This window comes from Hansschlegelia beijingensis (assembly GCF_045505405.1).
Taxonomy (GTDB): Bacteria; Pseudomonadota; Alphaproteobacteria; order Rhizobiales; family Methylopilaceae; genus Methylopila; species Methylopila beijingensis_A.
The window spans coordinates 1-10,022 of record NZ_JBJKEX010000087.1; the positions used below are offsets into that span (position 1 = coordinate 1).

The 10,022-nt window shown below is 68.1% G+C and carries 11 protein-coding genes; 5 read left to right on the top strand and 6 right to left on the bottom strand.

What is annotated here, in order from left to right:
- Positions 1–60: 60 nt before the first annotated feature.
- Both ACIKT0_RS07835 and ACIKT0_RS07840 read right to left on the bottom strand, forming a co-directional pair.
- A complete protein-coding gene (locus ACIKT0_RS07835) occupies positions 61–789 on the bottom strand; it encodes a methyltransferase domain-containing protein (protein ID WP_407104798.1) in 729 nt (242 codons plus the stop codon).
- A complete protein-coding gene (locus ACIKT0_RS07840) occupies positions 786–1,859 on the bottom strand; it encodes a type III polyketide synthase (RefSeq protein ID WP_407104799.1) in 1,074 nt (357 codons plus the stop codon). Before ACIKT0_RS07840 ends, ACIKT0_RS07835 begins: the two co-directional genes overlap by 4 nt.
- Before the next feature lie 547 nt (positions 1,860–2,406).
- Between ACIKT0_RS07840 and ACIKT0_RS07845 the strand changes: the two genes are divergently transcribed.
- Complete coding sequence (locus ACIKT0_RS07845; protein WP_407104800.1) at positions 2,407–2,640, top strand: hypothetical protein; 234 nt, start codon at positions 2,407–2,409, stop codon at positions 2,638–2,640.
- A gap of 85 nt (positions 2,641–2,725) precedes the next feature.
- On the opposite strand, the gene ACIKT0_RS07850 is transcribed toward ACIKT0_RS07845, so the two are convergent.
- Positions 2,726–3,481, bottom strand: a complete 756-nt coding sequence (locus ACIKT0_RS07850) for a metallophosphoesterase family protein (RefSeq protein WP_407104801.1) — start codon at positions 3,479–3,481, stop codon at positions 2,726–2,728.
- A gap of 175 nt (positions 3,482–3,656) precedes the next feature.
- Between ACIKT0_RS07850 and ACIKT0_RS07855 the strand changes: the two genes are divergently transcribed.
- Positions 3,657–4,673, top strand: coding sequence for a DJ-1/PfpI family protein (locus ACIKT0_RS07855; protein ID WP_407104802.1), 1,017 nt, complete (start codon positions 3,657–3,659; stop codon positions 4,671–4,673).
- 55 nt (positions 4,674–4,728) lie between these two features.
- Here ACIKT0_RS07855 and ACIKT0_RS07860 read toward each other — a convergent pair whose 3' ends face one another.
- On the bottom strand, positions 4,729–5,568 hold the full coding sequence (locus tag ACIKT0_RS07860; protein WP_407104803.1) for an oxidoreductase: 840 nt from the start codon (positions 5,566–5,568) through the stop codon (positions 4,729–4,731).
- A 99-nt stretch (positions 5,569–5,667) separates the two neighbouring features.
- Here ACIKT0_RS07860 and ACIKT0_RS07865 point away from each other — a divergent pair, with 99 nt between their 5' ends.
- A complete protein-coding gene (locus ACIKT0_RS07865) occupies positions 5,668–6,294 on the top strand; it encodes a TetR/AcrR family transcriptional regulator (protein ID WP_407104804.1) in 627 nt (208 codons plus the stop codon).
- 203 nt (positions 6,295–6,497) lie between these two features.
- Complete coding sequence (locus ACIKT0_RS07870) at positions 6,498–7,553, top strand: NAD(P)-dependent alcohol dehydrogenase (protein WP_407104806.1); 1,056 nt, start codon at positions 6,498–6,500, stop codon at positions 7,551–7,553.
- A 48-nt stretch (positions 7,554–7,601) separates the two neighbouring features.
- On the opposite strand, the gene ACIKT0_RS07875 is transcribed toward ACIKT0_RS07870, so the two are convergent.
- Entirely contained in the window at positions 7,602–7,802 is a 201-nt protein-coding gene (locus ACIKT0_RS07875; protein ID WP_407104807.1) for a hypothetical protein, read from the bottom strand.
- A 116-nt stretch (positions 7,803–7,918) separates the two neighbouring features.
- On the bottom strand, positions 7,919–8,680 hold the full coding sequence (locus tag ACIKT0_RS07880; RefSeq protein WP_407104808.1) for a 3-deoxy-manno-octulosonate cytidylyltransferase: 762 nt from the start codon (positions 8,678–8,680) through the stop codon (positions 7,919–7,921).
- A 229-nt stretch (positions 8,681–8,909) separates the two neighbouring features.
- Between ACIKT0_RS07880 and ACIKT0_RS07885 the strand changes: the two genes are divergently transcribed.
- On the top strand, positions 8,910–9,947 hold the full coding sequence (locus tag ACIKT0_RS07885; RefSeq protein WP_407104809.1) for a c-type cytochrome: 1,038 nt from the start codon (positions 8,910–8,912) through the stop codon (positions 9,945–9,947).
- Positions 9,948–10,022: the final 75 nt, after the last annotated feature.

Consider the following 10,022-nt stretch of genomic DNA (forward strand, 5'->3'; position numbering starts at 1 on the left):
AAACGTTTGCAATGATTTTCGCGAAGCTGAACGAACGGACCGCCACGTCATGGCGCGCGGTCATGCCGGCTTCGTCCGGTCAACGCAGAGCCGGAACGGGAACCGCCGGCTGATCCGGGCCGCGTCGGGCTGCACGCCGGCTTCTGCGAGCATGCGGCGCCAGTCGGCCGGAACAAAGCTGCGCGCGAACGACACCGGTCCGTCGTGCTGGACGAAAGGGTGAAGCCGCAGCGCCCTGGAGGCCGCCTTGAAGCCCGAGAAGGCGAGCTGATGACGGTGGAGATCGTTGATGAACCAGCCAACCGCTGCGGCGCCCTCCATCCAGACCAGGAAGCGCAGAAGCGCCGCATCGTCGAGGTGATGGGTGAACAGCGCGCTGACGATCACGTCCACGCTGTCGTCGGGGCGATAGTCGAAGATGTCCGCGGTGCGCCACGCGATCTTCATGCCCTGCGGGGTCGCCTCCGCGGCGGCGCGTGCGGACCAGGGGTTACGGTCGACCCCCGTGAGATCGATCGCGAGGCCGCGTTTCGTCGCCCAATGCGAGATCGCGCGGAGCGTGTCGCCGTAGCCGCAGCCGACGTCGATCACGCGGAGGGCGCGATCCCTGGGCCATCTTCCGTCCCGGGCCAGTCCGCTCAGGAACTCGAGCGTCGGCCGGTAGCCGAGCGACAGCCGGTTGACGGCCGCGAGATCCGAAAGGCACCCGCGGAACGTGTCGTAGTCGACATCGTCCGCGTCCATGAGCTCCGCCGCATCGGACCGCCGCGTGCGGTCGAAGGGCTTCATCGTCCGATTGTCCGGAACATCATCGTTTCGGCCACCAGGCCGGGCCCGAAGGCGAGCGCGCAGCCGAGCCGGTCGGCGTCTGCGTCGCGCATAATCTCTTCCAGCACGAACAGAATCGTCGCCGACGACATGTTGCCGTTGGCGCGCAGCACTTCGCGGGAGGCGGACAGCGCTTCGCCGCCCAGGCCCAGGCCCGTTTCGACGGCGTCCAGCACAGAGCGGCCGCCCGGATGCACCGCCCAAAGGTCGATTTCGTCGACCGGCCGACCGACCAGGATGCTCTCGATGCTGGCCTTCAAGGTATGGCCGAGCTCCGCCGGGACCTTGCCTGAAAGAAACATGTCGAAGCCGAGGTCGCGGATGTTCCAGCGGATCTCCTCGGTGGTGCCAGGCGCCATCACGGCATGGAAGCTGTCGAGCGACACCCCCCTGGGCTCGGCGGTGACAAGCGCGGCCGCACAGCCGTCGCCGAATACAAGGAACGACAACAACTGCTCAAGGCTCGGACTTTCGTTCAGATGCAGGGTGCAGAGTTCGAGGCAGACGAGCAGAACCTTCGACTTGGGCTCCGAGCGCACGATGTGGCGCGCCAGCTTCAGCCCGTTGATCGCGGCGTAACATCCCATGAATCCGATGGAGGATCGTTCGATCGAGGTGTTGAGGCCGAACCGCGCGATCAGATCGAAATCGACCCCGGGCGCGGAAAGCCCGGTGCAGGAAACGACGATCAGGTGGGTCAGGGACTTGGCGTCAGGCCCCAGGTCGAGGCGCTCCACCGCCTCGGCGGCCAGGCGCGGAGCGTCCATCTCGAACCGCTTCATGCGAGCGGCGGTGGTCGGGAAACGGCCGACCACATAGAAGTCGTCGCGGTCCAGCGCGCCGTTCTCGTAACGGGCGTCGGCCGAGAGAAAGGACCATCGGTGCTCGATCTGAGCGCGGGACGCCATGCGCTGAAACAGGCGGCTCTCGCGGGTCCCCTCCAGCTGGCGCTCCGCAAAATCAACGAAGGCGCCGTGCACGTCATTGGGCGGCGTGGCGCTTGCGATCCGGTTCACATAGGCCTGGGTCACTTGAGGTGCTTCCTATGATCGACGCCCGCGAACGGCGTCCCCGGCAGACACGTAAGACGCCGCCGCCCCAAGAATAATAGGACCCAGGCGTGCCCCGCCTATACGTAGGTTTCGGTCTCCAGCCCTCGCGCACGGTCTAGGACTATACTCAGACTTGAAGCACGCTCGAGCCTTCTTGAAGTCGACAGCCAAGGATAATATCCCGCCCAGACAGTCTGAGACCCGGATCCACCCGCAAACATATCGCAGATGGCATAGACACTCAGATAAGTCTCGCCGCCGCGCTCCTGCTATGCTGCAAGCAAGTCGAGCCGCCAGCGGCGCGCGACCGTCGATTTACAGCGCAGCGACTGTGCCGGCTCACCCATCCGCCCAGGAACGGGGATGATCGGCTGCGAATCCTTCCGCAGCCGGCGATTTCGCTTCGCGAAACCTGACCCGCGGCATGGCTGCCGCGGCAGCGGGCGATCGTGGTAAACTACGATCTGGACGGCGGACTTCTCGCGTCCCGCCGAACGCGTTGGATCAAAAGCAAGGCGCCGCGCACGTGAGCAACAAGCCCGACATCGTAACAGTGCTGCGCGCAGCCGCCGTCATCCCGGACGACCTCCGGTCAGAGGATTTCAGAAGGCTGCTTTTCGACGCCGCCGAGACGATCGAGGCCCTGCGCCAGACGGTGATCAAGAGAGAGGCTTCCAAAGCGCGCCAGGACGAAACGGTCGAGGAACTCCGGTCAGTCGTCGCGGCGTACCGCGCCGCCGCCGAGAGCGAGGCGTCCTAGCGGGGACTTCCGCAGGGCATCCTCGCAAGAGCGCCCGCATCTTCACTCCGGCGATGAAGCGTCTTCTCAGGCTCGGCCTTCAGGCTCATCGCGGCCTGAGCGCGGCGGGCGGAGCAAGGCCTGTCCGCAACGCATGACCCCAGTCCGGCCGTCCGTTCCGCTCGGCCTGCGCGGCGGCGGCGGTCCAATCGTATTCGATGGTCCGGAAAGCCGTGCGGACGCGGCCGGCCTGGACGTCGAGCACAGCGTAGCGGGCGTGAGGCGAACCAGCCTCACAGACATAAGCGGGCGCCTCGTTGCGATAGGCCGGCCAGCCGACGCTGCCCGGGTTGATCGCGGCCGCGCCATCGGCCGTGACGCATTCGCCGGCCGTGTGGCTATGCCCGCACAGCGTGATCCCGACGGCCGCGATCCGGAGACGTTCGGCGACAGTCTCACGGTCCAGAGCCACGACGCGCCCTTCGCGAACCTCATGCATGAGAAACGCCTCGTCGCGGTCGTAGCGGCCGTGAACGCACAGGATCTCCCCCAGCCGCAGCGCCGGCGGCAGCGCCGCGAGCCAGGCGCGCTGTTCGGCGTCGAGGCGATCCCGGGTCCATCGGTCGGACCGCCCCAGGCCGACGCCGTCCGCTGACATCCCGACCAGCCGGTCGTGATTGCCCCGGACGGTCGCCCAGCCGAGTTCCCGAAGAAGATCGACGGTTTCGGCCGGCCAGAGAGGTCCGGACGCGCAGTCTCCGAGATTGACCACATGGTCCGGCGCGAACTGCGCGATGTCGTCCATGACAGCGCGAAGAGCCGGAAGGTTGCCGTGCACGTCCGAAACGACCGCGATCCGCATGACCGGTCGATCATAGGCGAGGCCGGGATGTCCGGGACAGTCTGTTGAGAGCGAGGGCTCAAGAGCCCGGGCGACGCCGGCCCACGCCTCCGAGCCCGCCGTCTGGTCAGGCCTCTTCCTGACGCGGCGGCGCAGGACTAGGCTGGCTCCCGGCTGACGAGACGGATGCTGCGACGTGACCGGCGCTCTGATCGCACTTCTGACCGCGAGCCTTCTGTTCGCCGCGAGCGCCGCCGCGAAACCCTTCGTCGCGATCCTCGGCGACGCGCGGGGCGCCGAGGCGGCCGACCTGCTCACGCCCTTTGCGATCCTCGCCGAGAGCGGCGCCGTCGAGGTCAAAATCGTCGCCCCGACGCCCGAGAAGATCCGGCTCACGCCGGGCATGGCCTGGGCGACGCCTCAGATGACTTTCGAAGCGCTCGAGGCGCGCCGGCCCGACGTCGTGATCGTCCCCGCGATGACCGTCGAGGATGACCCCGCGCGCTTCGACTGGCTGCGGGCCAGGCTCCGGGACGGCGCCCGGATCATGTCGATCTGCAACGGCGCCAGAGTTCTGGCGGCCGCCGGCCTGCTCGACGGGCGCGAGGCCGTCGTCCACTGGTACAGCCGTGATGAACTTGCCCGAAAACATCCGGCCGTGCGTTGGCGCCGGGATGTCCGGTGGATCTCCGATGGGCCGATCACCACGACCGCAGGGATCAGCGCCTCGGAGCCCGCCACGCTTCAGCTGCTGCGGGAGCTCGCGGGCGAAGAGGTTATGCGCGCGACCGCGAGCCGGCTCGCTCTTCCGCCGCCGGACCAGCGCCACGACGGCGGCGACTTCCGCCTGACGCTCGCGGCCGCAGCCTTGACGGTGAGGAACAGGCTGTCCTTCTGGCGGCACGAGGCGGTCGCCGCCCCGCTCGCCGACGGCGTGGACGAGCTGGCGCTAGGCGCGGTCCTCGACGCGTGGTCGAGGACCTATCTCTCCACCGCCTGGGCGGTCGGCCCGGCCACGGTCATCTCGCGGCGCGGTCTGATGCTTCACCCCAGCCCGTCGCCGCCGTCGCGACTGGACCGCGAAGTTCCGGTTCCGAACTCCGGCCCGATGGCGTCGACCTTCGAGCCGATCCGGGCTGCCTATGGAGAGCCGACCGCGCGGCTGGTCGCGCTCCAGTTCGAGCACCCTTACGGCGCGGCCAGCGCGTGGTGACGCCCTGAAGCCTGTCGGCCCCGGACGAGAGCCTGGCCGGCTGCAGTTCGCAGCGTCAGACGAAACTCGTCGAGAGCGAGAGAGGCGTCCAATCGGCGATCTCCTTCTTCATATGGTCCATCTCGCCTGCGACGAGCGCGAGCGCGTCCTCGCCTAGGAACAGCCGAACGGGCGGGGCGTCGGACTCTACGAGCTTGAGCAAAGCCTCGCCCGCCTTGGCGGGATCGCCCGGCTGGTTTCCGCTCTTCGCTTGCCTGGCGGCGCGCACCGGATCCATCACCGCGTCATAATCGGGGATGCTGCGCGGCGTGCGCTGCATCGAGCGGCCGGCCCAGTCCGTGCGGAACTGGCCAGGCGCTAGAGAGGTGACATGCACGTTGAACGGCGCGACCTCCTTGCCCAGCGTCTCCGAGATGCCGTCGAGCGCGAACTTGCTGCCGCAGTAGAAGCTGATGCCCGGCATGGTGATGAAGGCGCCCATGGAGGTGACGTTGACGATCCGCCCGCGACGCCGGCTCCGCATGCCGGGCAGAACCGCCTTGATCAGCGCGACCGGGCCGAAGACGTTGACGTCGAACTGCCGGCGAAGCTCGTCGATCGGGGATTCCTCCAGGGCGCCTTCGTGGCCATAGCCGGCGTTGTTGACCAGCACGTCGATCGGCCCGAGCGCGCCCTCGGCGTCGGCGACCGCCGCCGGCATGGCGTCGAAATCAGACATGTCGAGCTGAATGGCGCGCGTGCGTCCCGGCGCGAGCGCCTCGAAGGCCTGCCCGGCCTCGCTGTTGCGCACGGTGCCGGCGACGCGGTGGCCGGCTCGCAGCGCGGCGGTCGCGAACGCCTGGCCGAGGCCGGAGCTGACCCCGGTGATCAGGAAGGTCTTGCTTTCATTGGACATAGGAAAATTCCTCGAGAATGGCTCGTCGCGCTGTGCGCGTTGGCGAGACATTTATATCATGATATATTTCCGCAACGGATGGAGCCATGGTGATGGCGAATGGCTGACGCGCCCCGCGTGCAGGCGCGGACCCTGGCGTCCCGGGCGAAAGTTCTCGCGGCCGCCGAGCGGCTGATGCGGGCGGACCCCTCGTCGTCGTTCTCGATGCGGGAACTCGCGGCCGAGGCGGGAGTAAGCTTCGCCACGCCGTTCAACCTCTTCGGAAGCAAGGCCGCGATCGCGCACGCCCTGTCGGTCACGCGGATCGAGCAGATGACCGAGCGGGTGCGCGACCGCCCCCTTGGCGGCGACGCGATCGAACGCCTCCTCCAGGCCGTGGCCGTCGCCGTCGGCCTCCTGCTCGAGGAGCCTGTGCTGAACAGGGCGATGCTGGCGGCGCTCGGCGGATGGACCGTGGAGCCCGGAGACGTTCGGGCGCGCTCCCGAGCGCTTTGGGCTCTCGCTCTGGGGGACGGCGAAGGGCTCGATCCCGCTCTGCGGACGAGCGCCGTCGAACGCCTTCCGGACCACGTCGCCCTCGTATTCCGCGGCTGCCTGTCGTTTTGGGTCGCGGGCGAGATCACGGATGAAGCCCTGCCCGCCGAAGCGAACGCCGCGGTCGCCATGGCGGTCGCCGCCTTCGCCGCTCCAGACCGCCGGGCGACGCTTCTCGCGACAGCCCGCTAGCGCCCCGAGACCATCGACCGCCGCCAATGGACATCGAAGGCGCTGGGAACCGCCCGAGCCTGAAGGCGCGGCCGCGTCACATCCGGGACGAGGTCGCGCGCTTCGCTCAGCATTGGCGGAACAGCAGACGAGGCCGGCCGCCCTATAATGCTCCCACCACGCCTCGCGCCGCTGGGCGGTCACACGACATGGAGGGATCTGACATGTTCGCCTGCACGGGATACGCCGCCGACGCCGCCGACAAGCCGCTCCAGCCGTTCGACTTTTCCCGGCGCGACGTCGGTCCCACCGACGTCAAGATCGAGATCGCCTATTGCGGCGTCTGCCATTCGGACCTGCATCAGGTTCGCGACGAGTGGCATAACACCGTCTATCCGTGCGTTCCGGGCCACGAGATCGTCGGCAAGGTCGTTGAGGTCGGCTCGGACGTCACGCGCTTCAAGGTCGGCCAGAACGCGGCCATCGGCTGCATGGTGGACAGTTGCCGCACCTGCGCGAGTTGCCGGGAGGGACTTGAGCAGTATTGCGAGAACATGTTCGTCGCGACCTACAACGGCGTCGACAAGAAGACCGGCGAGAACACTTACGGCGGCTATTCGGAGGCGATCGTCTGCGATCAGGACTTCGTGCTGAGTCTGCCCGAAAACCTCGACCTCGCGGCGGCCGCTCCCCTGCTGTGCGCGGGCATCACCACCTACTCGCCGCTCCGGCGCTGGAAAGTCGGTCCGGGGATGAAGGTCGGGATCGTGGGTCTCGGCGGCCTGGGCCATATGGCCGTGAAGCTGGCCCACGCTATGGGGGCCCATGTCGTGCTGTTCACGACCTCTCCGGGAAAGGTCGAGGACGCCAAGAGGCTCGGCGCCAATGACGTCGTCATCTCGAAGGACAAGGAGCAGATGGGCGCGCACGCGTCGAGCTTCGACTTCATCCTCGATTGCGTCGCCGCCGACCACGACATCAACGAATACATCGCGTTGCTGAAGCGCGACGGGACCCTCTGTCAGGTCGGCGCGCCGGAAGAGCCGCTCGCGGTCGCGGTGTTCAGCCTGATCTTCGCGCGGCGCAACTTCGCCGGATCGCTGATCGGCGGCATCGCCGAGACGCAGGAGATGCTCGACTTCTGCGGCCAGCACGGCATCACGTCCGACATCGAGCTCATCCCGATCCAGGACATCGAGAAGGCCTATGAGCGCATGCTGAAGAGCGACGTGAAATACCGCTTCGTGATCGACATGAAGTCGCTCAAGCAGGCCGCCTGACGCCACGGCGGTCCTCACAAGCGACGGCGGATGAGCCGCCCGCCGTCGCTACGTGAGCTCGGCCGTGGCGCCCCGCGCGCGGTAGAGACCCCCCGGATGGTCTTCGCCGGCGGCCCAGCTGAGCCACATCTCGGCGAGCTGGACCGCAAGGTCGAGACCGATCGCGATGAGGAAAATGCCGACCAGCGCGGCGACCGCTTCGCAGACGCGGCCGACCGGATCGCGCAGATCGTGGGGGTCCAGCAGCATGAGCATCCCCTGAGGCGTTGGAGGCGACCTAGCTTCCACTATCAGCTGGAGACGTCAGCGCTTCAATCCCTTCGCGATGCTCGGCGACCCCTCCCCTCACCTTCCGCTTCTCCGGCCTATGCCGTCAGCGCTCCCGCCATGATCTCGCGCGCCCGTTCGAGGTCTTCGGGCGTGTCGACGCCGAGCGGAACGACGTCCACCGCGACCGCGTCGATGCGCATGCCGGCCTCGAGCGCCCGCAGCTGCTCGAGCTTCTCACGCTGTTCGAGCGGCGACGGCGGCAGCCGCACGAAGCGCTCCAGCGCCTCGCGCCGGTAACAGTAGAGGCCGATGTGGTGATAGAGCGCGCCGGGCCCGGCGGGCGCGGTCGCGCGCGTGAAATACAGGCAGCGGAAGCGGCCGGGCGCGATCTCCGCCCCCACCATCTTGACCACGCTCGGGGCGCTCTTCTCCTCCTCGCGGCGGATCTCGGCGACCAGCGTGGCGACCTCGACCTCCGGCTCCTCGAGCGGGACGAGGCTCCTGCGGATCGCCTCGGGGTCGAGCGTCGGCAGGTCGCCCTGCACGTTGACCACGAGGTTGAAGTCGCGGTCCGGGTCGATCGCCGTCAGCGCCTCGTGGATGCGGTCGGAGCCCGAGGCGTGGTCGGCGCGGGTCAGCACGGCCTGGCCGCCGACGCGGGAGACGGCCTCGGCGACCTCCGGCGAATCGGTCGCCACCACCACCGGCCCGACCCCGGCCTCGCTCGCCCGCCGCCAGACATGCGCGATCATCGGCTCCCCGGCGATCTCCGCCAGCGGCTTGTTCGGCAGCCGGGTCGCCCCAAGCCGCGCAGGAATCAGCACGAGAGGCCGCAACGGCCCGCGCAGGCTGGGCATCGGGAATGCACTCCGGAGGGCCCGGCCGCGCCCGTCCGGACCGTCATGGCGCCAAGGTTTAAAGCGCCGCGGTCATAGCCGAGTTGCGAGCGTTCGGCAAAAGCGGCTAGCGTCGCGCGCCTTTGGGGAAAGCCCTGCGGTTTGACTATGTCGATCAGCCTTTTTGGAGGAAGCCTAACCGCGCGGAGCAGCGGGGGCTTTGTCCGGAGACCGATAAGCCGGAGCCGATATGAACGCGTATGAACTGAACAAAATCGCAGGCGCGATTCTGGGGACGCTGACCGTCATTCTGGGCGTGAATGCGATAGCCCATGGGCTCTTCCATGAGGAGAAGCCCGAGAAGCCCGGCTACGAAGTGGCTGTGAAGGACGAGAAGAGCGGCGACGCCGCCGCTGCGGCGGGCGCTGGGGGCGCCGACTTCCACGCCCTGCTGGCCTCCGCCGACCCGGTGAAGGGCGAACAGGTCGCGAAGCGCTGCGGCGCCTGCCACTCCTTCGGCAAGGGCGAGGCGCCCAAGATGGGGCCGAACCTCTACGGCGTCGTCGGCGCCAAGCACGCCCACGAGGAAGGCTTCGCCTATTCGGACCCGATGAAGAAGTCGGGCGGGAACTGGGACTTCGATTCGCTGAACAAGTGGCTCGAGAACCCCAAGGGCTACATCCCCGGCACCACGATGGCCTTCGCGGGCATCAAGAGCCCGCAGGAGCGGGCCGACCTCGTGGCCTATATGAACAAGAACTCGGACAGCCCGCAGGCGCTGCCGAAGGATTCCGGCAGCAAGCCGGACGACAACGCGGCCGGCGGCCAGAAGGCGCCCGGCGATCAGGCCGGCGCGGAAGGATCCGACAAGGCGGTCGCCAAGGCGACCGGCGCGGGCGACCTCGACGCCAAGGTCGCGGCGGCCGATCCGGCGAAGGGCCAGCAGGTCGCCAAGCGCTGCTCCGCCTGCCACTCCTTCGGCAAGGGCGAGCCGGCCAAGGCGGGCCCGAACCTCTACGGCATCGTCGGCGCCAAGCACGCCCATCAGGACGGCTTCGCTTATTCGGAGCCGATGAAGAAGTCGGGCGGGAACTGGGACATCGCCTCGCTCGACAAGTGGCTCGAGAACCCGAAGGGCTACATCCCCGGCACCACGATGGCCTTCGCGGGCATCAAGAGCGCCGACGAACGCGCGGCCCTGATCGCCTACATGAACAAGAACTCGGACAGCCCGCAGCAGCTCTCCGGCGGCGAAAGCCCCGCCCCGGCGGCTCCGGCGGAGTCATGAAGAACCTGCGTTGATTGTTCGTTAAATGCGGCCGAAATCGCCCGCAGGACGCGCCGGAACCCGGCGGGCGGCCCC

What these genes read in the sequence shown, in the direction of transcription:
- ACIKT0_RS07835 (WP_407104798.1), bottom strand. Translation starts at nt 789, where the DNA reads ATGAAGCCCTTCGACCGCACGCGGCGGTCCGATGCGGCGGAGCTCATG.
- ACIKT0_RS07850 (WP_407104801.1), bottom strand. Translation starts at nt 3,481, where the DNA reads ATGCGGATCGCGGTCGTTTCGGACGTGCACGGCAACCTTCCGGCTCTT.
- ACIKT0_RS07860 (WP_407104803.1), bottom strand. Translation starts at nt 5,568, where the DNA reads ATGTCCAATGAAAGCAAGACCTTCCTGATCACCGGGGTCAGCTCCGGC.
- ACIKT0_RS07865 (WP_407104804.1), top strand. Translation starts at nt 5,668, where the DNA reads ATGGCTGACGCGCCCCGCGTGCAGGCGCGGACCCTGGCGTCCCGGGCG.
- ACIKT0_RS07870 (WP_407104806.1), top strand. Translation starts at nt 6,498, where the DNA reads ATGTTCGCCTGCACGGGATACGCCGCCGACGCCGCCGACAAGCCGCTC.
- ACIKT0_RS07875 (WP_407104807.1), bottom strand. Translation starts at nt 7,802, where the DNA reads ATGCTGCTGGACCCCCACGATCTGCGCGATCCGGTCGGCCGCGTCTGC.
- ACIKT0_RS07880 (WP_407104808.1), bottom strand. Translation starts at nt 8,680, where the DNA reads ATGCCCAGCCTGCGCGGGCCGTTGCGGCCTCTCGTGCTGATTCCTGCG.
- ACIKT0_RS07885 (WP_407104809.1), top strand. Translation starts at nt 8,910, where the DNA reads ATGAACGCGTATGAACTGAACAAAATCGCAGGCGCGATTCTGGGGACG.